This window comes from Paramagnetospirillum kuznetsovii, from assembly GCF_003284725.1.
GTDB classification, from domain to species: domain Bacteria; phylum Pseudomonadota; class Alphaproteobacteria; order Rhodospirillales; family Magnetospirillaceae; genus Phaeospirillum; species Phaeospirillum kuznetsovii.
The window spans coordinates 27335-51495 of record NZ_PGTO01000013.1; the positions used below are offsets into that span (position 1 = coordinate 27335).

Consider the following 24161-nt stretch of genomic DNA (forward strand, 5'->3'; position numbering starts at 1 on the left):
ATCTGTGTGCATCTGTCGCCCATGTCTTGGCCTATCCGCCTGAATGTCGATGGGCCTTAAACCTTCGGCAGGGTAAAGAAGAAGGTCGAGCCGGTGACGCCGTCGGACTCCGCCCAGATCCGGCCATGGACCGAATCGGTGATCCGGCGGGCCACTGCCAGCCCGATCCCGGTGCCCTTGTGGTTCGAGCGCAGATGAAGCCGTTCCAGCGGAATGAATATCCGCTCTAAATAGCAAGACTCGATGCCGATACCGTTGTCGGACATGCGGAATCGCCAGAATGCACCGTCGGGCTCGACCGTCACCGTGATCCGGGGCGATCGGTCGTCATGGCGGAATTCCACCGCGTTTTCCACCAAGATCTCGAACAAATCGTCCAACCGCCGCTGCGGCATGGCCACGTCGGGCAAATCACCGGCATCGAGATGAAGCGTCCCGCCCGGGCATTGTTCAGAATATGTGGCGATGGCCGAATTCAGCGCATGGCGCGACGACCCCACCGCGCCAAGGACCGGCTCGCGTTCGACGGCCAGATAGACCTGCACGTCGCGCAGCAGCTCCACCAGCCGCGCCGAGGCATCGATAATCCGCTCGGCCGTCGCCCGATCCGCCGAATTGACGCCGTCTCCCTTTCCATGCATCAACAACTGGGCCTGAAGCCGCATCTGACGGGCGGGCTCTTGCAGGTGATGGGCGAGTACGAAGGAAAACCGCTCCATGTCCGCGCTATAACGCGCCAGCGCCGTATAGGCGTCGGCCAAGGCGGCCCGTGACTCTTCGTCCTGGGTGATATCGCGTTGAACGCCGACCCAATGGGTAATGACGCCCATGGCGTTGCGCACCGGCGTCAAGGAAACGTGATTCCAAAAATGCACGCCGTCGGCCCGCGAATTGCGCAATTTGACGGTCACACTACGGCCTTCGGCCAGGGCCTCGCGGATTTGATCCAGCCCCTCCTGATCGGCATCATTGGCATGGAGAAAGCGCGCATTGCGGCCCAGGGCCTCGGCGGCCGAATATCCGGTGATCTGCTCGAAGGCCTGATTGACATAGAGCAGCGGCAGGTCTGGGCTGGCGGCATCGGCGATGGTCACGCCGTTGGAGACAATGGCCAAGACCCGGTCGCTGAGGCGCAGCATGGCCTCGTCCCGCGCCCGCCGGGCCAAAGTGCGCACCAGAATGACGGTCAGGCCGAAAACCGCCAGAGTCACCAGCCCCACCGGCCAGCCCACCTGGGCGGCATTGGCGCGCCAATTGGACAGGGCGTCATCCATGGCGATGCCGACACTGACCACCAGCGGCCAAGCGAGCGTGGTGCGATAGCTGGTGATGCGCAGGATGCCATCGTCGTCCACATCGATGAAGCCGCCCATCTCTGCGCGCTTGATATAAGAGCGAAACAGCGGCAGTTCGCTTGCCGGAATCGTGGAAAAGCGGCCGGAGGTCGAAGCCCCCGCCAGGAGAACGCCGTCGAACCGCCAGAGCTGGACACGGGCGCGGGTGTCCTGCTCGATTTCATGAAAGATCCCCTGGAAGTGCTCTGGATTGATGGCCGCCACCACCAAGGCCACGATGGAGCCATCCGCATTGCGCACGGCACTGCTGACGGGGATCAGGCTTTGGCCGCCTGCCCTGGCGTCACCGCCGATGAAACGCCCCTCCACCGGCAGCCCGATCACCAGCGAGCGCGGAAATCGCTTCAGTTCCTCGATGGTCGACTCCACGTCCATGCGTCGCCCAGCCGCGCCCCCGGCGCTGTCGAAACCAACCACCCCGTCCACGCCCACCACCAGGATCTGGCGTAAATGAGGAGTCTGCTTCAGGCGCTGGGCCACCGAGCCCGGCAAGGCGGAATCAGAACCGCTCTGACCGGCCTCGCGCACCATGTCGGCGACGGAAATCATGGTCACGTCGATGGAGTTGACCGAGCGGGCCACCGCGTCGGTCAGGGCACGGGCCAGACTGGCCGTCATGTTGGCGCTGGCCGCAATGGCTTCCTGGCGGCCGGTCCACAATGCCGCCGCGGTGGCGGCAGCCACCGCCAGGGCGACGCCTACTCCGAAGACCGCCACGAACCTGATGAGAGTGGTGGAATAGAGTGGTCGGACCGGGACACTGCCCAACACGACACCTTCGCCACCATCGCCCCCATACGATTTAGATTGGCTTCCATGCATGATCCCGATGCAATACCACGAAACCATAAGCAATACAAAGGCTTGTAACGCTTAGTTTCTCCGATGGTGTTTCATCGCGTTCATGTGGAGGGAAACCATTGACCTACGAAGACGCCTTCCGAGCCGCCGTGATGGACAACATCGCCACCGGCCAGCGGATCAAAATCTATCGCGAGATTTGGAACGGGGACTACTTCGCCTCGCGCTACATCCTGCCCGTGCCACCGTATTGGGCGGTGCTGATCGGTGAAGTTGGTCGGAGGACGCCGCGATGACTAGTCAATCCACCGCCCGCCGCTGGCTCTCCACCCTCGCCCGCCACTATCCATCGCTCTTGGTGAGCGGCGTCTGCCACAACGCCTTGGCTGAGATCGACGAGCTTGAACAGCACGCGGAGGTGTTGCGCCGCGATTGCCATGAGTTCCTGGCAGAGCGCGATGCCTACCGCGATGCCCCCGCGATCAAGGTTGACATGGATCAATCCTGCTCCGGCTGCGTCCGCGCCCCGACAGAGGCCGAGCCGACGTATGACGAGGAATGCAACGGATGCCGCCGGTTCTACGGCGATTTGTATGAGGAGCAACACAAATGACCATTACCGTTAATGACCTCCCTGCGATCATCGAACAGCACCGGTTGTGGCTGCGCTCCAAGGGTGGGGCCTGTGCCAACCTGCGCGATGCCGACCTGCGCGGTGCCAACCTGCGCGGTGCCAACCTGTACGGTGCCAACCTGTACGGTGCCAACCTGTACGGTGCCAACCTGTACGGTGCCAACCTGTACGGTGCCAACCTGTACGGTGCCAACCTGAGCGATGCCGACCTGCGCGGTGCCAACCTGCGCGGTGCCGACCTGCGCGATGCCGACCTGCGCGGTGCCAACCTGTACGGTGCCGACCTGCGCGATGCCGACCTGCGCGATGCCGACCTGCGCGGTGCCAACCTGTACGATGCCGACCTGCGCGATGCCGACCTGTACGGTGCCGACCTGTACGGTGCCGACCTGTACGGTGCCAACCTGGGCAACGATCAAATCGTCACCATTAACCCTGCGTTTTTCACGGGAGGGACGTGGCCGGTCATGATCACCGACAAGCACATCAAGATTGGGTGTGAGGTCCACCCTACCGAAGCATGGGATGGTTTCAGCGACCGGAAGATCGCCGCCATGGGCGGAGCGAATGCTTCTCGTTTCTGGAATCTGTGGAAGGTCACGATTATGACGATGGCGAAGGCCCATCAGTCGCAGGTTGGGGAGACTGAGAAATGAAGATCGTCATCGAAGCACCGGACAACGACGAAATCCTGCGTGCCGCTCTATTCATCAACCGCCCGACGTGGACGAAGCATAAGGCAACGCACCGCATCCTTGGCGGGTTCACTGTCGGAACGCATGAGTTCTACGTGACACGGATCAAGGGTGGGTTGAAGGCCCGGTATATCGGAGAAACGAAATGACCATTGACTTTACCAATCCGGTGGAAACCACCGAGACCCCGCCGCGCCCTGTTATGGTCTTGTACGCGCTGGGCAACGACACCCCGTACGGTTTCGTCGTCTACAACGTCACCAAGACCGCCACTGACGAGTTCTGGCTGATGACCGACGAGAACCGCCCGGACATCCGCAACGTCCCCGCCAAGCCGGTGCTGATCGAGGGGTGGTCTAATGTTATGAGCTTTGGCGAGAGGCACGGCAGCCTCCCATTTTCGATGGGGCGTGTGTACCCAACGCGGGAGTTGGCTGCTGCCTATCTTGACGACGACGATTGCTACGTCACCACCATAAAAGTCGCATGGCACAGCGACGGCTCCCCGGTGGAGGAAGATGACACGTTCGTTGCGCAACATTTACGGAAGTGCATCGCAGACCGCGACCACTGGAAGGCCAAAGCAGAAGCCCTTGACCGCGATCTTGAGAGCCGCATCCTGGAATGTGGGGCCGCTTGGGAACGGTGCCAACAGTGGGAGGCCAAGGCAATCAAGGCGCAGGCCGATGCTGGCGGGATCATCAACAGGATGCAAGCCGTGGTGGACGCGGCGGTGGCGTGGGTCAACGAGCGGGAAACCGGGACGATGCCGTGGGAGTATGCGAACAAAGTCATGTTCGCTGTCCGCGCCTACCAGAACATCCAACCCGCCACCAGCGACAGCCACGAAGCCATGGTGGAGGCGGATATTCGCAACGCCGAAACCGAACAAGCACTGATGGACGCATGGGCCGGTGACGACATCGACGCCATCCTGCCTAAGCAACGCAAAGCCGCCCTGGACGAACTAACCCGCGTGACGCAGGAGACGGTGCCGGGGGCTTATGATGCGCCTGACACGGTGTGGGTATGCGAGTGTGGCTATGTCAATGGAAGGCAGAAGACGCGCTGCTGCAAGTGCAAGCAACCCGCCACCGGCGACAGCCACGAGGCCGATCAGTGGATCGAGGCGCACGACGACAAAGATTTCGTCAAGGCTGTCGAGGAAGTTGTCACCAGCGACAGCCACGAACCCGCCCCACCTGTGAAGAACTGCCTGACGTGCCGGTTCTACGAGCCGGGGGTTATCTCGCACCGTGCCAAGTGTCCGACATGCCTGGGCGATACATGGAACAATTGGCAGCCCAAGGAGAACCCCAATGACTAATCGAGAGGCCCACGAAGAAGCCGCCGGGATGGGGCTGTGCGATCAATTCTTTACCTTCAACAGTATCGACCCTGACGCGGAGCATGAACCTCCGCAGCCCAAGGAGAGCCCCAATGCACGCTGAACAACTCGCAAAACTGCGGCGGCTGGAAGCTGCGGCTACACCTGGGCCTTGGGCGCGGACTGCTGACGGTACAGCCGTCATGGTTGCTTGGCGAGACGACAAGGGGACCATGCTGCCCGAATGCTGGAAGCGCGGGGGGCACCCCAAGCTCACGGTGAGGGGTGGGACACTGGAAGATACGGCCCTCATCGCCGCCGCTCGCAATGCTCTTCCAGCCCTGCTGGACCTCGTGGATGCATTGGAAGTGGCTGTGCATGAGCAAGAGGCAGACCTAGCCATGGAATCTGCCATGCGGATGATGGCAGAGACCAAGGTGGAGACCTTGCTGGACCGCGTAGAGGAACTGGAGGGCGAGTCATGAAAATCGCGCTCATGCTGATTTGGATCGGCGGATTTAACGGTGGCCCGTCTGTCGTTGAGTTTAGTTCTCTGGAGACGTGCCAAGCGGCGGCGCCTGTCGTCATTTCTGGGTTTCAGGCACTCTCCCAGAACATGATCAAGGCCGCGTTCTCAGCGTCCTGCGTCGAGGTGACGAAATGACTAACCCCACCATCCTCCGCGAACTGTACGACCGCGTGGCCGCTGCCGAGGGGCCGGACACTGACCTAGATGACGAGATTTACCGGGTGCCTGTCAAAGCCGGTGCTGACCCGATTGGGTGGCAGCGGAATGTGACGGCCTCCCTCGACGCCGTGGAGGCGCTGCGGAAGCGGTTTCTGCCGGGGTGGTCCATGATCGTGGACATCTTCACCGATGGGATATACGCGTTTATTTGGAGCCCCACCAACAAAGCCCAGTCGATGATCAGTATCGGGAAAACCCCCACCGAGGAACGCGCCCGGCTGCTTGCGATACTCGCTGCGAAGATTGCGATGGAGGAAGGGTGATGCGCCCAGCAGAAATCATACCCGACGAGGAGATCGAGCGCGTTCATGCCTACGCCAATTTTGGGTCAATGCCCAAGCGCGAAGTGGTGAACGAGGCGATCATGGCGACCGCTAAGGGCTACCACACCGGGGGCACCTCCAGGGCCATCATCATCGAGCACGGATTGGCCCGGTGCAAAGAAGACCCATTCAAACTCCCGACGATAACACCCAAGGGACTCCGGTATCTAGCGGCGCTGATGCTGGAGGAAGGGTGATGACCGGTCAAGAACTTGCGAACGTGTGCCCGGCATTCAACGCGCTGGCAGACTTCTACTGCGTCATGCTGCTGCGCAGTCGTGGAATTTACCGCCGCGTAGCGGATTAAGAAGGAGGGGGAGTGATGGGGAAGCGAGCTATCCACCCGCCGGGCATACGTAAGTCTCGTTCTTGCGGAACGTGTGAGAACTGGTCATGGGACTACGAGGGTGAAGGCGAGTGCCTGAAATACCCCGCGCCCCCTGCATGGATCGGAGAAGACTACGACGTAAGGAACCCTGACTACAGCGAAGAACACACGTTCTTACACAGCACCGATATTTGCGACAGGCACCAAAAGAAGGGGACGGAGTGATGACGCCAAAGACACGCGATGAACTGGTGGAGGTGATGGCGACAGCCATTGGAGAACATGAAGGCTCCCCCGGATGGACGCAATATGTGACCCCGGCAGAATTTTACCTCACCGCCCTGGAAGCCGCTGGCTGCGCCGTGGTGCCGGTGGAGGCGACGGAGGAGATGCGTCGGCACTTCCGCTATTGCTTGGGGTTCTCGCCAAACGAACCCGCTGGCCTAGCGGAAGACCGATTCGAGATGGCAATGCGTAACGCCCTCGCCGCCAGCCCGTTCAAGGCCAGCCAGTGACCGCGGAGAACGCGCCCCGGTCTTGACCGACTCAACGGGGGACAAGCACGACGAGCGTATGGCGGAGGGCCGGGATCGAAAGGTTCCGGCCTTATCTATCTAGGGAAGTCTAGGGCAGTCTAGCAATGTTCAAGGTTTGCCCGGTGCTATTTCTTCAAGATGTTGATCGTCTGACCGAGGATGCTCGGCACCACATTCTTCAGCGCGGAGATGCCCCAGATACCGCCGACCATCGCAATTACGATCTGGACGTACCATTCCGGCATGGCCGTCAGCACCACCTGAAAATAATTGGTGACGCCAGCCGGGTCAAAGATGCTCCAGAAGAACGGGAAGATGAAGATGGCAAAGCAGGCGCGGCGTAGCCCCTGATCCTTATCCGTCAGGTTCGCCATTTCCCATGCGGCGTTATTGGTCTGGGCATCACGCAGCAGACGCGCCTTGTTCTCGGCTTCGGCGGCAGCCAATTCTCGCTTGGCCTTAAAGCTGTCGTTCACCCACCCTCCGATGGTGCCGACAAGCTCCATGGCTCCAGTGATCGGGTCGAGCGCCATCACACATCCTCCGACTCAAACAATTCCGCCTCGGCAGCGCGGCGACGGACTAGACCGGGAAGAACCTTTCCGGAAGCGTGGACCCACCGGCTAAACTCATTTGACGCGCCGTCGAAGTCCCCCTCGCAGACCTTGCGGAGAAGCGTGCTTCCCGCCAGCTTGCCGGTATTGAATTGAAAGCTCGTGAGCGCGGACATTTGGTTTTCGGACACGGGGTGCTTACCCACCAGAAAGCGCACGTCCTTTTCCGCCTCAAGCAAGTCTTCCATCAGCCAGGCATCAGCCTGCGCCTGGCTTATCTCTAGCCCGTCATGGACCTCGCGCCCGGTATGGCCCCATCCCACCGTTGGGACGTTCGCGGGACAGCGGTAGGACTCAAGACGGCAGCCCTCGAATTTCTTCACAAGTTCAATGCAGGCAAGGCTTACCATTATTTCACCTGATCCAGTTTCTCGATTAGCAGCAGAATGTGCGGCCCCTTGTCGATCAGGAACGAGATCAACCAGCCGCCGATACCGGCGACTAAGCCGCCCATCGTCAGTATGACCGACAGGCCCATGCGCCGAAGGTCTTCCAAGTGTTTGTTAGCCTCGTCGCCGCGAGCCTTACCCTGCTCTGCGATGTAATCCATTTTGCTTTCCAGAGCGCCAAACCGGCTATCCATCGAGCCGAACCGGGCGTCGAGAATGATGGCCTCGTCGCGCTCATGCTCTTGGATGCAGGTATCGACGCTGGCCTTTATGCCGGTGCCGATGCTTTCGAGCATTCGCATCACATCATCGACGCGAGAATGAACGCGGGTTAATCCAGACTCAACCCGGTTAATGCCGTCCTCTGCGCCCTTCAATCTTTCCTCCATGGCGGCCACCCGCTCCCCAATGTCAACGTCAGTGGAACATCTGCCGATTGCCTTGCGTTCGGGCGGCGGAACGGTTGGAGACCACTCGCCATTCTTTCCAGTAGTTCGAGACATCACATCACCGCCAAGCAAGCGGCCATTAGGGCCGCATACGTCGAAGCCCCAAGGAAGATTTCTCCGATGGCATAGGGGCCGTCGATGAAGCCCCCGACGCGCCAGCTATCAGGCCACCAGAGACGAGCCAGCCAATAGCCCAACCCGAAGATGGCGTATTTCTTGAACACTTCCATGTTCGTGAACGACGGACCCGGATGCAGAGACGCGATGAAGAACAGCATGATTAAGATCACGATCATGATCGTCATCGCCGCCGCTTCAGGCCACCAGCCGAACACGGATAGGAAGGCGAGATAGATCGGAGGAGATGCCATGACGCCGCCGAGGGCGATACAGATGGACTTGGGCAGGCCGAGCCATCCGCCATCCATACGCCGCCATAGGCCACCCATGACAGCCCACATGGCGATTGCGAGGCTAGCCGACATTGACGCCGCTCCGAATGAGCCAGATGATTCCTATGGCAATGGCGAGGCCGATGGCGGAGGCGAAACCGAGCATGAACAGTCCCATTACAGCGCACTCCGAAAGGTGGCGATCTGGTCCGATATATCCTTGAGCCAAGCGCGGCCCTCGGAAGTTCCGCCTGCATCATCCGGGCCAGCCTCACGCCAGCGACGGTCGGTGATGGAATCCTCTAGGGCGGCGATCTTCAGGAGGGTCTTCTGCCTCGCCAGCATCTTGGAACGCTTCTCTTCCCAGACGGGAATGTGAGCATCTATCTGCGATTGGCTTGGCTGTGCGCTTCCGAGGGGCCAGTCAACGATATTCCCGGAGGAGTCCAGGCTAAATCCGTCGATGCTTGTCAGGTCTCGGATAACATCCGTAAGGTCCGCCATTTTAATCCCCCTCAACGGAAATCTGAAACACTGCCGCTGTAGTTACGCCTTTGACGGTTACGACATCAGTGTAAAGGGCGTCCGCCGTGTGCCCCATACGAACATAGCAGGCAGCCTGTGAGCCGGTGGCACAGCCGATAGCACCGATGTCTAGGACGACCCCCATAAAGCCTTTCCCAGCGGTGCCAACAGACCTATCGGAGACGACCATTCCCTTGATGACGAGGTTCGATGCTGATCCACTTACGCGACTGGGCGCATAGAATGTGCCGACGCTATCAACTGCCGTACCCCAATAGGTCGTCCCATTAATCTCAATGCCGATCCCAACCGACATATTGGCGCTCTGGGTCCAATTCAGCTGTATCTGCGGTGCCTCGATTCGGATTATTCCATTCGTAGGGATTATCAACGTCTGCGCGGCAGTAACTCGGGTTCCGCCAGAGGAGCAAGACGACAGCGCGGTATCTGATGTCCAAGTGACTCGCGTCCGCTTGATCCTGGTATCAATGAAAGCCTTCACCGCCTTCTGTGTCGCCACATTACTGTCGCTGTTGGCGGCAAGCGTGGTGTCGGTGTCAAGCGCGAGGGTTGCGACCGTGCCGAGGCCAAGGTTGCTACGAGCCGTGGTGTAGTTCGCCAAGCCCGAAAGGTTGTCCGACTTGAGCATGTCGCCCACGCCGACAGTCGTCCCGGTCCAGGTGGTGCCGTTGGACAGCGGAACTTTGCCGTTGCCGATGGCGGCGGCGTTGGGGAGAGCGGCAGCACTCGCAGCGGCAGCGGAGGCGCTGTTCGCGGCATTGGTCGCCTGCGTTGTGGCAAGCGTCACCTGTGCGGCAGCGAGAGTGACCTGGGCCGCACCGTTGGTGGTGGCGGCGGCAGCGGACGTAGCCGCGTTGCCTGCCTGAGTGGTGGCGATACCGGCCTGGGTTGTCGCGGTGGTCGCCGCCGTCTGCACGGTGGTCAGGTATGTCGCCGGGTCGATGCCAGATCCGACCGGGACTGTAATCGCCCGGCTGATCTGTTCGGCCAACTGCTGCGACACCTCGACCTGATAGTCCAGCGCACCTTCGATAACGGAAGGATAGAAGCCGCCCTGATTAACGATGCTGGTGTTCTGCTGATACGGCACCACGCGCCGGATGGTCAGATACTTGCCAGCGGCCAGGATGGCGCCGGTCGCTGGATCAGTCAGCAGGGTGACGTTGCCGCCGCCAGAGACACCGATGCCAGAGATAGAATACTGCCCGCTGGTCAGAGTTGCGACAGTGTTCGGCGTGACCGTTGTGTCGGTGATGGTGACGACGGCATAGGTGGCGCTGTCGATGCGGAAGGCATAGGGGAAGACGGTAGTCGCCCCATTGCCCTGGTATGACACCGACGAGGAAGACGTTGCAATCGTCATCTTCTCTATCTCCGAGACGCGGCGTCATCCGACGCTGCATGTTGTGGAAGTTACAGCAAAATACGCACAAATCCTAGCGCCGATGCTACTGACCGACCGCTTCTCGCTTGTTCTTCATCGCCTGGGCGAGGATGTCGTTACTTCCGCCGCGGCTTTGGGCGATGATTGCCGCCTGCGCCTGCTGACGGGTGCCGGTAACGATCTTTGACAGCGTCTCGCGGCGGGCAAAATCCGACACCGTATTCCAGCCAGGTGCATTAATCGTCTGCTCGAGAACCTGGCGGGTCAGCCGCCCAGCAAGGCGCTGGTAATCGCCATACTGCTGGTCTGTAAGCTCGACGCCACGGATGTCGCGCTTCAACTTGCTCATGGTGATGCCAAGCCGCTCCATCTCCGTCGCAATCGGGTCTGGCTTGCCATTGTTGTGGGAGAAACGGGAATACTCCATCGGCTGTCCCCACATGTCGTATTTCGACGGCAGGGTCTTCGACAAGAAAGGAACCTTCGCCTTGATGGTATCGACAACGCCCCGGGCATCGCGCATGGTCGGATCAATCAAGTGCGTAATCTGTCCGGCGCCGACAGAGAACGGCACGGCGAAGTTGGCAGCCAACTGGCTGATATAGCGTTCGGCATTACGGTTGGGGCTATCGACCGCCCCCATCAGATCCGCCACGCCACGCAGCCAGCTTTCATCCTTGATGGCCTTCGCCACGCCGATGACCATTGCCCCGGCAGCCTCGCCCAAGGTCTTATCATCCGAGTGCTTGGCGATCTCGACAATGTCTGCGGTGATGCCGAGCAGTGTTCCGATGGGGCCGCCACGGAAGCTAATCCAGTGGTTCCCCCCACGGATGCTGTACGGGGAATGCCCGGCTGCGATCCACATGGCCCGCTCGCGGGGATCATCGGGTCCGGCACCGGTAACATTGTCCTTCAACACTTCATAGACGGCAATTGCGCTGATCATCGAGCCAACAACAATGCGCCCTGCCTGGGCGTCTCGGGCAGCGCCTCCGTTTCGGCCCATCAGATTGTCGCGGACTTCTTGGTCGAGCAGGACACCGGCAACACTGCGCTCGACCAGGCCTTCACGCAGGACGTTAGAGACGATGGAGACGAACGGAATGACGATCTTGGCCGGTAGGCTGGAATTGGACAGCCGCGACAGGGCATTGACGAAGGTGCCGAACTCATGGGTCTTCATCAGGGCCATGTTGGTGGCTGTCTCAGACGCCGACTTCATCATCTCGACCGGAGGGGCGTTGACGATCTGCGCCACCCGGTTGGACAACTCATAGCCGGACTTGCCCTCGGCAGCAGCCTGACGATAGGCCTGAGAATAGACCTCCTGGCTATAGGCCATGAAGCGGGTCAGGGCATGAACCGCCTGGATCGGGCGACCAGGGGCGCGAACGACGCCACCGACAGCATCCCAAACCTTCTGCGCGGTCGGTGACAGTTCCCAATTCTGGCCGATCTTCTCACCCATGCCATGAACAAGATGGCTGACATTGGCGCCGGTAATCGCTTGGCGGTTCTGCAAGGCATGCTGCGAGTTGATGTTGTCGGCGTCGGCCAGCGTCTCACCGGGCAGCCGCTGCAATTCGTTGGACAGCAGGCCATTCCATGCCGCCTTCAGCCCTTCCTTGCCGCCATGCATCAGGCCGAATACTTGGGCGATAGCCTCACCGGCATACACCCGGTCAGGAATTTCCTTTCCGCTGATGACTTCTCGGGCTGCACCGATACCGCCAGCAAGGGCCGTCTCTCCAACCTTGGACACCAGCAGCAACCCATTGTGAATGGCATAGCCCATATGGGTGACGGGGCCGCTGATAAGATTGTTGATGTAGTACTCGACAATCATGTCCTTGAATGAAGCGGCACGGGTCGAATTGACCCAGCGCGAAACCTGAGCCGGGGTCTTCAACTGCGCCCCGAACTCGGCTTCTTGCCGCAACTGCTTGAGATCTGGAACACCGGACTGCTTAAGCAGTATGTCGATTTGCTTGGCGTCTTCCATGCCTTCGATGGCGCGGAAAGCACGTAGGGCGCGGCCAGCCTCTGCGGTGATGCCAGAAACCTGTTCTTGGATCATCAGATGGCGGGCGCGGATCTCTGCATACTTGAGCAGTTCGGCATCTCCGCCCTCGGCTGCCGCCTTCATGGCATCGCGCACCGCTGTTGCGGATTGAACCAGCAACTTGCGAGCGGCCATGATCTGCTCGGCATTGAAGGCCTGCCCAAGTTTGCGCTTGTTCAGCTCAAAGGCATTCATGCCCAGAGCCTCGGACAGGCTGATTACGTCGGCATCAGTGATGACGCCACGGCGGGCATCTGTGAAATCGCCGTTCTCGGCGGCAGCCTGACGGATGACTTGGTTCACGTCCTCGGGAGTTCCGAGGTTATCGAGGCGGATGTTACCAGCCTTGTCTAAGAGCCGGTCGTCCCGCCCGAAAGGCTCGGAGGCGCTGCTTGGGGGTTCTGTCCTTCCGCCAGGGCTTGCGGTATTCCCGCCTGCTGCTGCATCGCGTGATCCAGTGCCGCCTGACGCAGCGTCAGTTCCGCCCGGGCCGACCTCTCCCATTCCTTCAGCTTGGCCTGCTTCTCCGGGGAGTGCGACGGGTCCATCTGTCGGATTGTCCAGTGCCGGACTTCTGACCGCGTCTGATCCAGTTTCGCCTGCAATTCCGCCTGGGATGGCATCGCTTTCCTCCGGGTGAACCTTCGCCACATCGGCGTGACGCTCGACCTTCACATGATCTGCAACCGGATCGGCCAGATGGGGCGGCGTCGTCTCCGCATCCCTCTCATGAATATCCGCCAATCCGGGCTTTTTTTCAATCTCTGGCGCAACGACGACGCGCTCGTTTGTGTCATTAAAGAAACGGGCGAACACATCGCGGATATCCTCGCTGATGGGTGCCTTCAACTTACCGACCTTGTCATAGATGGCCGTCAGCCACTGCTTGAACTCGGCAAAGACGCGGGCCAGGGCATGGCTGGGCGCCACACCCTCCATCAGATACCGCTCGAAGCCACGGGCGAACTTCTCATGCTGGCGACGGGTGATGCTCTCTGCATCCTTCGCGCCCAGCCATTCCAAGACCTTGTTTCCGTCATGCTTGACCCATTCCGCCGCAGCCGGGTCGGCAGCATCACGCATCAGATCTGACAGGTAGATATGGGCGCTTTCGTGCATGAATGTAGAGGCATCCGCGTCCTTCATCAGCGTGACGAGGGAGTGCAGGCCCCGGTCTAGAAGGCTGACGGTGCCGCGAGTGGTTTGCTTAAGGCGCTTGATGGCATCCTTGACTTCACCGGCAACGCGGATCATCTTTTCAGAGGGTCCGGCTATCGCGGAGGTCGCAACGTCTTTGACGCCGATGCCGCGCTCAATCCCATCGCCAGATGGGGCTAGTAGACCGGACCCACTTACATCAACAGCTTCAATTGAGTAAATAGGGTTTGGCTCTTTTGGGCCTGTAGTTTCTTTTACGGTCAGCTTAACTGCAACAACATCGCCATTCGATCCAATCATAGGGGCAACATATCGCTGGATATGTTTAATGGTAGGCTCTGCGTTCTTGTCAGGATGCGTGTCATCGAGAGTTGCAACTTTAAACAGCTTGTCTGCATTTGCCACAGCAAGGGCGTGATCGGCCTCCGAGACAGACTTCTTCGCAGCCTTTGAACTTAACATCTTCCCAAGATTGTTGTTTGATACCGTGGCAACCAGCCCAGTTTCTATGTTTGTCAGAAGCTTTCCAACGAATGACGCCGCCTGCTCCCTGGCCTCGGCGAATGTCCCTGCTTTACGGTCTGGCGTAGCTTTGGCGACAATTTCGCTGTCAGGCGCTTTATCTTGGTTCAGCGTCGTCCCCTTCTGCGCCATCTCCATTTCGCGGGTGGTGGCCTTGGGCGCACGCTGCCCGACGACATCGGGGCGTTCCTGCTGGTACAGATCCCAGGCCGAACCCTTCCGCCCCTCGAAGCGGGCATCAGCGCGGCGGGTGTAATAGTCCTTCCACAGTTCCGCTTCATGTCCTGCAAACGTCTCACTGCGACCAGCATCAAGCAGCCGCTGATAGATGTCATCTCGGATGGCCTGCCGGTGTTCCTCGGTGGTCGATGGGATGGCCGTTTTCTGGCCGTTTTCTTGGCCGTTTTCGGCCTTAGCCTTTTCCCAATTATCGATATGGCTGGCATCGTACTTGAGGCCGGGTTTCCACTCCCCTGCGGCGTAGCGCCGCGCAGCCTCATCGACCAGATGCTGGGTTATGTAGACTTGCGACCCGTCTTCCAAAGTCGTCGGGTGGATACCGGCCTCGGCCAACATTTCTCGCTCTGCGGCCTGTAATGCCGAAGCGGGCATATCGTAGCCATGCTCGCGGGCCATCATCAGGATTTGCTGCGGGATTGTTTGCAGCGTCATCTTACCAGGCTGCCCGGCTTCCTGCTTGGGGGGGGCCTGCTTTACCGGATCGGCGGTCGGTTCCTCTAGAGGCCCCGTCCAATCCTCGGCGCGGGCATAGGCATCACGCACTTGGGGGCCGATGTCGCGCATCTGATAATCTGCGTCGAGAAGCTGCTTGCGGAGTTCAGCCTGCTTCTGCTGGATCAATTCATCCCGGCTGGCCTGCATCTCGGCAATTCGGCGTTCCCAAACCGCCGCCGCAGATGGCTTCACGCGCTTCGCCCTGGCCTGCATGTCCTCGATCTGGGCGTCGATCTGGTCGGGGACGGACTCGATCTGCGACCGAAGGCTTTCTTTCTGCGCGTGCAAATCGTCCCATCGCCCCATCAATTCCGGTTCCATCTGCCGAACAGATGAATGGACATCGGGCTTGGGCGTACCTTCATGAACCGCAACATCGGCAGCAGCGGCACGACGAGCGGCCATGTCCTCGGGCGTCGGGTCAGCACCGAAATACCCGGCGTCACCTTCTCCGATGACGCCATTGGCGCGGGCTTCTGCCACATCCTTGGGAAGAATAACGTCGATGGCGTGCGGTTCCCCCATCATCGGCTCAACCCTGGCCCTCACCGGCGCGGCATCACGAACATGGGGAACGCCGTGAGCGGTCGAGGTGCCCATTTCGCTTTCCACGATGCCAGCCAGGTCACGGCCCAACTGCTCTTGGCCCAATTCCTTGGCGGTCTGGTACAAGCCACCCTGGACACCGCCAATGACGGCCCCGGCAGTCCTGATGCCGAGATCGAGCGGAGGCGCGATAACGCCGCCGATCAGCGTCTCGTTGAAGGTCTTGAGGGAGTTGCTAAGGACGTTGTTCCAACTGGTCGGCTCGCTCTTGAACATGCCAGCCTTGCGGAACTCCTCCCGGCTCTTGTCGGTCAGGCCAATGGGGTCATCTCCGAAGCCTGCCTTGAGGCCTCCTGTGATGGCGTCGGCAATGTTCTGCTTGGCCTGCAACAGCTTCATGGCCGGGACAGCCATCGTCTTCACGAAGCTGTCGGCAATGGGCGTCTGCGGCTCGGGGCCGAAGAACTCGTCGGCAGTTGGCTTACCATAGTACGCTGCCTGAGCTTCATGCAGTTTGCTGGCATACTGATCGGCGCCGTCTACGGTGCTGAATTTTCCAAGATGCTCGCCTGTCTTTCTATAATGATCCACGGCATCGTCATTGCTGACAATACGCCCATCAACAACAGTCGGGACAAGAACCTCGCTGGCGCCATCATTGAACGACATCGACCTGACAGTACTGATGCTGCCGTCGCTATTCTGAACGCGAGGCCGCTTTGCCAAGTCAATGTTACCCGGCTCAACCATATCCTGGTGAGGCCCGCTCGGACCTGGAACAGGGTCAGCGCCAAAGAACTCGTCAGCAGTCTGAAGTTGTTCAGCCATGTGTCACCTTACCGGAGGGGCGATATCGGGTTTTGGAGCCTGGATCAGTCCAAGCTGGACAGCACGCTGGATGCCTTCCTGCTTCTTTCCGGTCGCACGCACCCACTGCTTTAGTTCGTCTGGATCAGTGATCTGGTCGATCTTCTTCGCCGCGACACCGGATTGCGGATGCGGCACCTCCGCATTGGCGCTCATCTGGTCCTGCATCATTTGCTGCGGCGTCCGCTTGTAGGCGGATACCAGCTTGCCGACGATATAGTCGGGACTATCGGGCGATAGAAGCTGATGCGGCGATTTCCCGGCGTCGCGCCCTTCCTGATAGGCCTTGTAAAAAGACGGGATGAACTGGGTGTTGAACGCCTTCATGCCGTTCGGGTCGCGGATCTTGTAGAAGCCGTTGTCGGCCTCGAACGACAGGTCAGTCTTGGCCTGGTCGATGGCCCTGGCCTTCATGTCGCTTTCTGCCGCTGCATCAGGCTTGCCCGCGGTGCCTATGGCGCTCAAGAGTTCCTTCGCCCCGGGATAGGTCAAGTGGCCTTCGCTATACGCCTTCCAGACTTCCTGCGGGTCTGTCAGACGGTCGCCCCCCTTTGACGCGGCACGCAGCACCAGAGATTGGAACCCGTCGCCGTACCCCTTGTCCTTTTCTTTCCCGACCAGATAGTTCCCCAACGCCGACCACTGCTCTGGCGACATCTGGTTCTGCATGCTGACCACATCAGCCATCTTCGCGCCAGGCTGCGACAGTGCCTTATATGCCTGCTCATAGGTGGCTGCCTGGCTGGCGTTCAGTGCCGCACGGTCACTGTTGAACTTCGCTATCAGCGAGTTCCGCGCCATGTCCTTAACCCTTTGTGGGGCTGGCGAGCTTTCTATGGCAGCCAACTGCCCCGGAAGCTGCTGCGCACGCAGACGCAGCGCCTCGGCAGGGTCAGTCGGCATATTGACCGGAGCGGTCGGGGCATCGGTCTGCTTCGCCAGGTCGAGATTACCTTCGATGTTGCTGTATTTCTTCTGGATCAGGTCGCAGAAGTCCTGGGCGGTCATATTGAGCGTTCCACCGTTCTTGACGATGGCGGCGGTGGCCTTGCCCTTGTCACCATAAACAGGGGTCAACACGTCGATGGCGTTCTCTCCGGTCTTGGCGTTGAGAAGCGCCGGACCACCGCCTACGCCCTGCTGAAAGACGAGATAGGTCTGCCAATTCTCAGGCTTTCCTCCGATGGCTTCGCCCGCGACTGCTTGAGCTTTCTTGAGAGCTAGCATGCCGACACGCTGTTCCTCGGTAGGGTCGCCGCGCTTGCTCATGTCGCCGCCCAGACCCTTGAAGGTATCATTCTGCACTTGATAGACATTGGCGCCCGCCTTGGGATCTCGCCCGAAGCTGCTCTCGATGCCCATCGTGGTCGCCGCCAACTTGGGATCGACACCAGCGGCATCGGCGCTCTGCACCGTCGCCTTGGTCACTGCCTGATGAGATCCGCTCTGTACCGAAGCGACAAGGGCATCGGCGTCAACGGCTGCGGTCTTTGGCCCCAGCGACTTTTCGACCTTCTCCATGTCCTGGCCGGTGAACTTGGCAATGTTTGAATTGTAGAACTTGCGGGCGGCGTCAACGCCACCGCCTGAACTCTCGGGCATGTCGGCAATGCGATTGGTCATGCCGGTGTACATGTCGCTGATATGGGTCTGGTACAGAGTGTGACGGTACGCCTGCGCCTCGGGAGTATCCTTGACGATGGTGCCGGTCGCCGGGTCGATCTCGGGCGACATGCCAGCCCGCGAAGACTGCTGCGCCACCTCATGCATGATGTCGCTTTCCGCCGACGCCACGTTCGTGGGGTTGAGCGGATCTGTCATGGCGTTGGACTTGGCAGCCTGGATGGTGGCCTGCGATGTCTCGTTCCAGTAATTCTTTTGCTGATGCTGAGCATGGGAGCCGATAGAAGTCTGCGCGACCTCGAGGCGGCGCAGAAGCTCCTGATCGACCATTTTCTTCACTTCTGGATTGCCGATGGCGCCGAGAGCGTCAGACCTGATCTTCATCAGGTTCTGCTCAGTATCGGCGCGGGCATCAAGAGCGGTGCGGCCCTGCGTTGTCAGATAGCCGGGGCTGTCAGGCTTGGTCGAATATAGAAGGTCTTGGATCTTCTGGTTTGCCGCCAGGACCGCATCCTTTGTGAACGATACGTTAACGTCATTCTGCATCTGCACAGCATGCTTCTCGAGCATGTTGCCGGTCTGCCCGAGGGTCTGACCCACGCCAATGAGAGATTGCCCGACGCCCGCGCCGAACATATCCGCCGAGGTGCTGATACTCTGGGTGGGCTGCAATGCCGCTTCTGGCGCGACAGTCTGATTGAACCCGGTGGCACTATTGATGGGGACTGTCGGCATCAGAGGACACCTTTCTGCTGATAGGTTGACCACTTGTCCGTAAGGCTCGACGCCCCACCCAGCAGCGACGATCCCATGCCGATGGCACCCGCGCTCGAGGCATTGGCGCCCTGCATGTCATACAGACCAGCCTGCGCACCGGAATTGCCCGCCTGGGCGAGGTAGGCATTAGCCTTGTTCTGAGCGTTATATCGGATGGTCAGTGCGTCCAGTTCGCCCATCGAAGCCGCCGAGGACTGCACGTCAACCGGTGATCCGCTATCCAGTTCGACGCCATTGGCAGCCATCGCCGTCCGCTGCGCACCGACGAGGTTCTTGGTCTTCTGCCGCTGCACCTGTTCCTGAGCAGCGCCTTGGTCGAGCGCCGCTTGGGCGTTCTGCTGACCGATGACCTGATTATTGCGAGCGACGGCAGCCTGATATTGGGCCTGGTCTTGCTGGGCTGCTGCCTGCTGCGATTGCCCATACATGGTCGCTGCGGTCGATGCCACTGTCGCTGCAATGGACGCATAGGCGATTGTTGTTGCGGAGATACTGCCGGACATTCTAAGCCTCCATCACAAAGCTGTTCACCGCATCGTCTTTGCGCGACATCAGCCGGTCAGCATCCTCGGTAAATTCCGCTTCCGCTTCCTCGACCGTCTTGGCCTCGGTGGGGAACAGCATGGTGAGATAGGTGTCTTCCAGGGCGACGAAGGCTTGCTTGCGACCGGCAGCACCGAGCATGACGTGATGACCGGTGAAGCGGACGGGGCCATCCTCGCGGTAGACCAGCGCATCGCCATTGATAATCAGGATGGTGGGGATGCGGATCAGCGCACCCGTCAGGATGACATCCTTCGCCATCTTGATGGTCCGCGCATACATCCCGGCATGGAAGGCGTGCTGCGTCTCGATCTGCACTTGTGGCAGTTTCAACACCTCGTCCTCGAACCGGGTAACATTGGCGACGGCCAGAGCCGACATGGCGCCCAGGACATTGGTCAGCTCACCCATGACGCACCGCCTTCATGAAGACCCGATTGGTTTCGTCATAGCCAAGGGCAGGCAGCACCTTGACCAACGGACCATTGGACGGCGTGCCGATCATCAGGCAGGGAGATCCGACCTGGCGGGCATGGCCCTCGGCAGCACGGATCAATTTCAGCCCGGCGCCGGTCTTGCGGTATTCGCGCCCGACGAACATGCCATCGGCCACCGCAATGGGGATGCTGATGCGCGGAGCATTGGACACCAGCACCATGACGAACCCGACGAGCAGGCTTCCCATGAAGGCGCCATAGGCTTGCAGACCTCCACCAGCCTCAAGCGCCCGATAGCCCTCCATCTTCTCCAACGGAGCGGGAGCGGCGAACGTCGCCACCTCGGACGCGAACTCCTGATGCAGCGACGGCAGATTGTCATTCGCCAGGATCTCGGAGACAGAGCAGGCCCGCACAACAACAGGAACCCGCCGCCGCATGGTGAACTTGTGGAACGGCATATCGTCCGGCCCATGAGGCGCAACCGGGCCAATGGTGAAGCCAAGCCATTGCAGCCACTTGATAGAGATGCCGTGCCGGACATCCACATGGTTTTCCAACACCGGATATGCCTCAAGCATTTGGGCGACATAGGCCTTGTTCCTGCGCAGGAAGGCCTTTGAATGACGTTCGACTTCATATGTACCGAGCATCCACGGAGCGCCGACACGCCCATCCAGCAGGCTGCGAGGAGCCACGCCGAACATGCAGACAGGGATGCCATCGACCATGCCCGTCCATGCCATCGTGGAGGCCGACAGCGACCGTTCCAGAGCGTCAATCGGCAGTGCATGCGACGACGCCCAGACCTCGTCACGGTCAGCCTCTCGCATCCCCACCACGATATATGGGATATGCCAGGCTTCAGCGGTGACGACTTCGATCTTCATCCGGGCGTATCCCCCACGCGGATTTCTGGGATGACACCCAGGATGGTGCAGGGAAGCGGGTTGTCTTGCTGGATGCAGATGGAGCTATCGGTATCCCAGACCGGACCCATACGCATGAACTCGTCACCGGTTGTCAGAGGGATGGCGGTGCCATACTGCTGATTGGTCCGCTCCTTCACCTCATACATGGTCGAGAAGTCATGGCCGATCTTGATGCCACGGCTGTTCTCGAGACGGACAGTGACACCCGACAGTTTCATGCGCTTGCCCTGGATAGTGCCGCCCTGATCCTGCACGTCGAGGTTCAGCGTCTGAAGCTGGGCGGTATAGGGCAGGCCGACCGTGATGGTGGTCGATGCCGACTGTACCGAGACAGATCCGCCGCTCACCACCTGTTGCGGCTGGACATTGCCATCAGCCAGGATGGACACCGTCTTGCCATTGAGATGGTCGAGGCCTGTCACTGTGGTGGTCGCAGACCCGCTGTATTGCAGCCCGCAATCCACGAACCACGTCTGCGTCACATCGCCCGCGCCATTGGTCAGGAAGTTGCGGCTATGTAGCTTTTCGACATACTTGACCGGGTTGCCGCCATTGACGCCGGGGATGGTGCGCTCGACCACGAAGTAGACGGCATTCTCGGCGCCCTCGCTCACGGTGGCGACGGACTTGAAATTCCCATCAGTGTTGTGTCGCGCCCACGCGTAAACGTCCTGTTCCTTCAGATAAGTGAAGGACAGCAGGACACCATCATCGCGGACAGCCCACACGATCTTGTACGGCTCCTCGGCATACGCCCATTCCATCAGGGTGCGACCGAAGAACAGGTGGTTGCTCAACACCGACATATCCGAGCCAGTGAAAACATCGGCATAAAAATTGTACGCAAGATCTCGCACTGTGCTGCCCTTCGCTTGGACATACAGTATATCATTATTGATGATTATTGGCTTGCAGTAAGAGCTACACCCGGAATAACTCTGCGGCTTCATCACCACATTTGAAGGCGTCATGGCATCAGAAGCTGACCCACCCGATGCCTTCCATGCGCCCGATGCCGTCAACACAATCAAGCTGTTCATGGGGACGAGCCAGTTGATGGCATTGACCTCACGCGCCGCGATGGTGACGGTGATGGCGTCCGACGCCACAGACGGGCTGGACGTGTCCATGTTGTAATAGCTGCCCGGCTGCGTCATCCAGATGGTCTGAGGTCCGGTGGTGCTGGCAGCGAAGATGCGCCGCTGTTCAAAGTATTCCACCACGCCCGGGTTGTTGCTCGAGGCGAACGGGTTCTTGGCCTGCGGTGGCGTCTGGGTGAAGTCAGGGTCGATATTGGTATCGGTGAAGGACGTGCCGGTGGCCTGTCCGATATAGCCATAGATAGTCCCGGCAGCAGGATCGACGTTGTAGGACGGACGCGCCTTATAGACCCGATACCGATCCGGCGTATTGCCCGACGCTGGCGCCGTCCAAGTGACGATGTTCTGCACGCCGGTATTCTGGTTCAACTGTGCCATCGCGCCGGTCACAGCCGTGCTGGGGATGCTCTCCTCAGTCGGGCTGTCTGTCTCGGCGGTGATGACATACGAATAGTGCCAAGATCCCGCGCCGCCAGAGATGGTCGCGCCGGTCGGAGAATTGACCTTGGGCTGGAAAGTGATGCTCGTCAGTGTCCACGCCGCATGACCAGTGCGCGTCAGATCCCGCGGCGCATAGGACGGATGGGTGATGGTCATGGTATCGGCAGATTGTGTGGTCTTCAGTAGCGCCAGGTCAGACCCCGCATAAGGCGTTGTCAGGGTATAGACCCGCGCCACCGTGCCGCCCGAGGTGTAAGCGCCGTATGCCGTCGAGTTGATGGCGTTTCCGTCGAGATCCTTCAAGGTGAAGGTATTGGCGGCAGACCCTGCGACGATGAACCGCTTGTTATTCAGCGCCGTCATGCCGACAACGCCGGTTACATAGACCTCGTCACCATTGGAGAAGCCGTGCGCCGCCGAGGTGATCTGGCAGGGATTGGCCTGGCTGGCCGCAGTGATGGTCTTGGCGCTCTCCAACACATGACCGCCATTCATGATGACGCGCATGTAGAGATTGCCGAACTCGAGGCAATAGGCCTGGGTGGTCGAGAAGGTGAACGAGATCAGCCGTACCGGATTGGCGGTGTCCTTCACGCGCCCGATGAACACTGTCCCAGGCCGATTGCTGGCGCCGCCATGCGCATGGACGAAGAAGTTCAGCAGCCGCTTGGCGCCGATGTGATACTTCGCCAGATCGACGCGGGCATACAGGCTAGGCGCCAGTTCACCGGCAGCGAATGATGGCTGGATGGCGTTCCGGCTCATCCCAGCACCGAATTGATGAAGCCGCTATCGGCAGACGATGACGTGGCATAGCCACGGACTGCGACCCAATCTGGGATATTCTCCCGGTTGGACGGCGTCTCTGTGCTGTCGGTGGTGCGAGCTTGCAGCACGGTGGCGTTGGCAGCCTTGAAGCAGCCATCGGCAATGGCCTTGTCACCGGTCAGCGGGATGGCGAGATCCGACGCCAGGCTGGCGACCATCGCATCAGCGAACTCATTGTCCCACAGATCCGGGTTGGCGATGTCCTTGGTATAGATCAGGATGGCCTGCGGCTGATTGGTCAGGATGACCTTGATGTCATTGCCGCCGCTGTCCACATCAGACGAGATGATGAACGGGATGGGCGCCGCCTGGCTGTTGGGCTGGTAGACCGAACGGACGCGCAAGCAGTCCACGGGGTAGGCGTATTCGTAAAGCCACGGGACCATCGGGAGCGGAGTGGTTCCAGCCGCATTCTCGGGGGTTCCAGCAGCCGCGGCATAGAGCGCCAGTGTCGCCTGACGCCGAGCAAATGACCAATTATGGACACGCAGCACCGACGTGCGGGTGTTGTCATAGTGCAGATTGCACAACTGCGCCGCCGCCGAGATTTCACTCAAGTCGGAGATGGTGGTCTTCGCACCGATCATCGAGAGCGCACGGTTACAGATGTCAATCTGGCTGGTCATTTGCTCACCTTCTTGCCGGGAGGAGGCGCATGCTTGACGCCCACACCACCGATGCCGACAGCAACGCTGCCGGGTGACTTCACGGCGCTCATACCGAGAACCGGTAGTTCACGGTTCCGCTGGTATAGGCCGAGCAATTGAAGCGATAGTTGACGCCCTGTTCCGGCTCATAGATCACGATGGACATCGGGGCCGTGAACGACGCAGCCGCGCCGGTCGAGTCCTTGGAAAGCGAAACCCATGTGGTACCGCCGTCGAACGAACGTTCGATGGAGATCGTCCCGACGAAGGTGCCGTACAGGGCCGCATTGAAGTAGCCGCCCATGACTTGAGCGGTAGACTGACCGGTGGCCGCGAAGGTTCCGGTCTTGACGGTGATGGCAAGTTCATTGCCGCTGCTGGTGGTCTTTCCCATCTTATCCCTCCTCGGGTCAGGGGGG

The 24161-nt window shown here is 60.0% G+C and carries 25 protein-coding genes; 10 read left to right on the forward strand and 15 right to left on the reverse strand.

Features of this window, described 5'->3' with window-relative positions; translation table 11 throughout:
• Nucleotides 1–56: 56 nt before the first annotated feature.
• Nucleotides 57–2126 carry a PAS domain-containing protein gene (locus CU669_RS14980; protein WP_239988732.1) on the reverse strand — a complete coding sequence of 690 codons (2070 nt, stop codon included), beginning with the start codon at nt 2124–2126 and terminating at the stop codon, nt 57–59.
• Nucleotides 2127–2275: 149 nt separating this feature from the next.
• Between CU669_RS14980 and CU669_RS21390 the strand changes: the two genes are divergently transcribed.
• From CU669_RS21390 to CU669_RS15025, 10 genes are all read left to right on the forward strand, one after another.
• On the forward strand, nt 2276–2452 hold the full coding sequence (locus CU669_RS21390; protein WP_161539671.1) for a hypothetical protein: 177 nt from the start codon (nt 2276–2278) through the stop codon (nt 2450–2452).
• Nucleotides 2449–2769, forward strand: a complete 321-nt coding sequence (locus CU669_RS14985; RefSeq protein ID WP_112146127.1) for a hypothetical protein — start codon at nt 2449–2451, stop codon at nt 2767–2769. The genes CU669_RS21390 and CU669_RS14985 overlap by 4 nt, the downstream gene beginning before the upstream one ends.
• Complete coding sequence (locus tag CU669_RS14990; protein ID WP_112146129.1) at nt 2766–3446, forward strand: pentapeptide repeat-containing protein; 681 nt, start codon at nt 2766–2768, stop codon at nt 3444–3446. The genes CU669_RS14985 and CU669_RS14990 overlap by 4 nt, the downstream gene beginning before the upstream one ends.
• Nucleotides 3443–3634, forward strand: a complete 192-nt coding sequence (locus tag CU669_RS14995; RefSeq protein ID WP_112146131.1) for a hypothetical protein — start codon at nt 3443–3445, stop codon at nt 3632–3634. Before CU669_RS14990 ends, CU669_RS14995 begins: the two co-directional genes overlap by 4 nt.
• Nucleotides 3631–4812 carry a hypothetical protein gene (locus tag CU669_RS15000; protein ID WP_112146132.1) on the forward strand — a complete coding sequence of 394 codons (1182 nt, stop codon included), beginning with the start codon at nt 3631–3633 and terminating at the stop codon, nt 4810–4812. Before CU669_RS14995 ends, CU669_RS15000 begins: the two co-directional genes overlap by 4 nt.
• Nucleotides 4813–4925: 113 nt before the next feature.
• Entirely contained in the window at nt 4926–5297 is a 372-nt protein-coding gene (locus tag CU669_RS15005) for a hypothetical protein (protein ID WP_146747743.1), read from the forward strand.
• Complete coding sequence (locus CU669_RS15010; protein WP_112146136.1) at nt 5294–5476, forward strand: hypothetical protein; 183 nt, start codon at nt 5294–5296, stop codon at nt 5474–5476. Before CU669_RS15005 ends, CU669_RS15010 begins: the two co-directional genes overlap by 4 nt.
• On the forward strand, nt 5473–5823 hold the full coding sequence (locus tag CU669_RS15015) for a hypothetical protein (RefSeq protein ID WP_112146138.1): 351 nt from the start codon (nt 5473–5475) through the stop codon (nt 5821–5823). The genes CU669_RS15010 and CU669_RS15015 overlap by 4 nt, the downstream gene beginning before the upstream one ends.
• Nucleotides 5823–6080, forward strand: a complete 258-nt coding sequence (locus CU669_RS15020) for a hypothetical protein (protein WP_112146140.1) — start codon at nt 5823–5825, stop codon at nt 6078–6080. The genes CU669_RS15015 and CU669_RS15020 overlap by 1 nt, the downstream gene beginning before the upstream one ends.
• 355 nt (nt 6081–6435) lie before the next feature.
• Nucleotides 6436–6726 carry a hypothetical protein gene (locus CU669_RS15025; protein ID WP_112146142.1) on the forward strand — a complete coding sequence of 97 codons (291 nt, stop codon included), beginning with the start codon at nt 6436–6438 and terminating at the stop codon, nt 6724–6726.
• 146 nt (nt 6727–6872) lie between these two features.
• Here the strand turns inward: CU669_RS15025 and CU669_RS15030 are convergent, their stop codons facing one another.
• From CU669_RS15030 to CU669_RS15095, 14 genes are all read right to left on the reverse strand, one after another.
• Nucleotides 6873–7280, reverse strand: a complete 408-nt coding sequence (locus CU669_RS15030) for a hypothetical protein (protein WP_112146143.1) — start codon at nt 7278–7280, stop codon at nt 6873–6875.
• The gene (locus CU669_RS15035; RefSeq protein WP_112146145.1) at nt 7280–7711 is read right to left on the reverse strand and encodes a lysozyme; all 432 of its coding nucleotides are present in this window, start codon (nt 7709–7711) and stop codon (nt 7280–7282) included. The genes CU669_RS15030 and CU669_RS15035 overlap by 1 nt, the downstream gene beginning before the upstream one ends.
• A complete protein-coding gene (locus CU669_RS15040; RefSeq protein ID WP_161539672.1) occupies nt 7711–8127 on the reverse strand; it encodes a hypothetical protein in 417 nt (138 codons plus the stop codon). The genes CU669_RS15035 and CU669_RS15040 overlap by 1 nt, the downstream gene beginning before the upstream one ends.
• Nucleotides 8128–8252: 125 nt before the next feature.
• Nucleotides 8253–8684, reverse strand: a complete 432-nt coding sequence (locus CU669_RS15045; RefSeq protein ID WP_112146148.1) for a hypothetical protein — start codon at nt 8682–8684, stop codon at nt 8253–8255.
• An 84-nt stretch (nt 8685–8768) separates the two neighbouring features.
• Nucleotides 8769–9095, reverse strand: coding sequence for a hypothetical protein (locus CU669_RS15050; protein ID WP_112146150.1), 327 nt, complete (start codon nt 9093–9095; stop codon nt 8769–8771).
• Between the two features lies 1 nt (nt 9096).
• On the reverse strand, nt 9097–10500 hold the full coding sequence (locus CU669_RS15055; protein WP_112146152.1) for a hypothetical protein: 1404 nt from the start codon (nt 10498–10500) through the stop codon (nt 9097–9099).
• 85 nt (nt 10501–10585) lie between these two features.
• A complete protein-coding gene (locus CU669_RS15060; protein ID WP_112146154.1) occupies nt 10586–16375 on the reverse strand; it encodes an LPD3 domain-containing protein in 5790 nt (1929 codons plus the stop codon).
• Between the two features lie 3 nt (nt 16376–16378).
• A complete protein-coding gene (locus CU669_RS15065) occupies nt 16379–18772 on the reverse strand; it encodes a hypothetical protein (protein WP_112146156.1) in 2394 nt (797 codons plus the stop codon).
• On the reverse strand, nt 18772–19317 hold the full coding sequence (locus tag CU669_RS15070) for a virion core protein, T7 gp14 family (protein WP_112146158.1): 546 nt from the start codon (nt 19315–19317) through the stop codon (nt 18772–18774). Before CU669_RS15070 ends, CU669_RS15065 begins: the two co-directional genes overlap by 1 nt.
• A 1-nt stretch (nt 19318) precedes the next feature.
• Complete coding sequence (locus CU669_RS15075) at nt 19319–19768, reverse strand: hypothetical protein (RefSeq protein WP_205119467.1); 450 nt, start codon at nt 19766–19768, stop codon at nt 19319–19321.
• Nucleotides 19761–20684, reverse strand: a complete 924-nt coding sequence (locus tag CU669_RS15080; protein ID WP_112146160.1) for a GNAT family N-acetyltransferase — start codon at nt 20682–20684, stop codon at nt 19761–19763. Before CU669_RS15080 ends, CU669_RS15075 begins: the two co-directional genes overlap by 8 nt.
• Complete coding sequence (locus CU669_RS15085; RefSeq protein WP_112146162.1) at nt 20681–23032, reverse strand: ubiquitin-activating E1 FCCH domain-containing protein; 2352 nt, start codon at nt 23030–23032, stop codon at nt 20681–20683. The genes CU669_RS15080 and CU669_RS15085 overlap by 4 nt, the downstream gene beginning before the upstream one ends.
• Nucleotides 23029–23721: a hypothetical protein gene (locus CU669_RS15090; RefSeq protein ID WP_146747745.1), complete on the reverse strand. Its 693-nt coding sequence runs from the start codon at nt 23719–23721 to the stop codon at nt 23029–23031. The genes CU669_RS15085 and CU669_RS15090 overlap by 4 nt, the downstream gene beginning before the upstream one ends.
• Nucleotides 23722–23809: 88 nt before the next feature.
• Nucleotides 23810–24136: a hypothetical protein gene (locus CU669_RS15095; RefSeq protein ID WP_112146166.1), complete on the reverse strand. Its 327-nt coding sequence runs from the start codon at nt 24134–24136 to the stop codon at nt 23810–23812.
• Nucleotides 24137–24161 lie beyond the last annotated feature (25 nt).

Coding starts and splice junctions, on each gene's coding strand:
- CU669_RS15030 (WP_112146143.1), bottom strand. CDS start 7,280: ATGGCGCTCGACCCGATCACTGGAGCCATGGAGCTTGTCGGCACCATC.
- CU669_RS15055 (WP_112146152.1), bottom strand. CDS start 10,500: ATGACGATTGCAACGTCTTCCTCGTCGGTGTCATACCAGGGCAATGGG.
- CU669_RS15065 (WP_112146156.1), bottom strand. CDS start 18,772: ATGCCGACAGTCCCCATCAATAGTGCCACCGGGTTCAATCAGACTGTC.
- CU669_RS15075 (WP_205119467.1), bottom strand. CDS start 19,768: ATGGGTGAGCTGACCAATGTCCTGGGCGCCATGTCGGCTCTGGCCGTC.
- CU669_RS15010 (WP_112146136.1), top strand. CDS start 5,294: ATGAAAATCGCGCTCATGCTGATTTGGATCGGCGGATTTAACGGTGGC.
- CU669_RS15035 (WP_112146145.1), bottom strand. CDS start 7,711: ATGGTAAGCCTTGCCTGCATTGAACTTGTGAAGAAATTCGAGGGCTGC.
- CU669_RS15090 (WP_146747745.1), bottom strand. CDS start 23,721: ATGACCAGCCAGATTGACATCTGTAACCGTGCGCTCTCGATGATCGGT.
- CU669_RS15005 (WP_146747743.1), top strand. CDS start 4,926: ATGCACGCTGAACAACTCGCAAAACTGCGGCGGCTGGAAGCTGCGGCT.
- CU669_RS15025 (WP_112146142.1), top strand. CDS start 6,436: ATGACGCCAAAGACACGCGATGAACTGGTGGAGGTGATGGCGACAGCC.
- CU669_RS14985 (WP_112146127.1), top strand. CDS start 2,449: ATGACTAGTCAATCCACCGCCCGCCGCTGGCTCTCCACCCTCGCCCGC.
- CU669_RS15095 (WP_112146166.1), bottom strand. CDS start 24,136: ATGGGAAAGACCACCAGCAGCGGCAATGAACTTGCCATCACCGTCAAG.
- CU669_RS15060 (WP_112146154.1), bottom strand. CDS start 16,375: ATGGCTGAACAACTTCAGACTGCTGACGAGTTCTTTGGCGCTGACCCT.
- CU669_RS15015 (WP_112146138.1), top strand. CDS start 5,473: ATGACTAACCCCACCATCCTCCGCGAACTGTACGACCGCGTGGCCGCT.
- CU669_RS15045 (WP_112146148.1), bottom strand. CDS start 8,684: ATGTCGGCTAGCCTCGCAATCGCCATGTGGGCTGTCATGGGTGGCCTA.
- CU669_RS15050 (WP_112146150.1), bottom strand. CDS start 9,095: ATGGCGGACCTTACGGATGTTATCCGAGACCTGACAAGCATCGACGGA.
- CU669_RS14990 (WP_112146129.1), top strand. CDS start 2,766: ATGACCATTACCGTTAATGACCTCCCTGCGATCATCGAACAGCACCGG.
- CU669_RS14995 (WP_112146131.1), top strand. CDS start 3,443: ATGAAGATCGTCATCGAAGCACCGGACAACGACGAAATCCTGCGTGCC.
- CU669_RS15070 (WP_112146158.1), bottom strand. CDS start 19,317: ATGTCCGGCAGTATCTCCGCAACAACAATCGCCTATGCGTCCATTGCA.
- CU669_RS15020 (WP_112146140.1), top strand. CDS start 5,823: ATGCGCCCAGCAGAAATCATACCCGACGAGGAGATCGAGCGCGTTCAT.
- CU669_RS15085 (WP_112146162.1), bottom strand. CDS start 23,032: ATGAGCCGGAACGCCATCCAGCCATCATTCGCTGCCGGTGAACTGGCG.
- CU669_RS15080 (WP_112146160.1), bottom strand. CDS start 20,684: ATGAAGATCGAAGTCGTCACCGCTGAAGCCTGGCATATCCCATATATC.
- CU669_RS15000 (WP_112146132.1), top strand. CDS start 3,631: ATGACCATTGACTTTACCAATCCGGTGGAAACCACCGAGACCCCGCCG.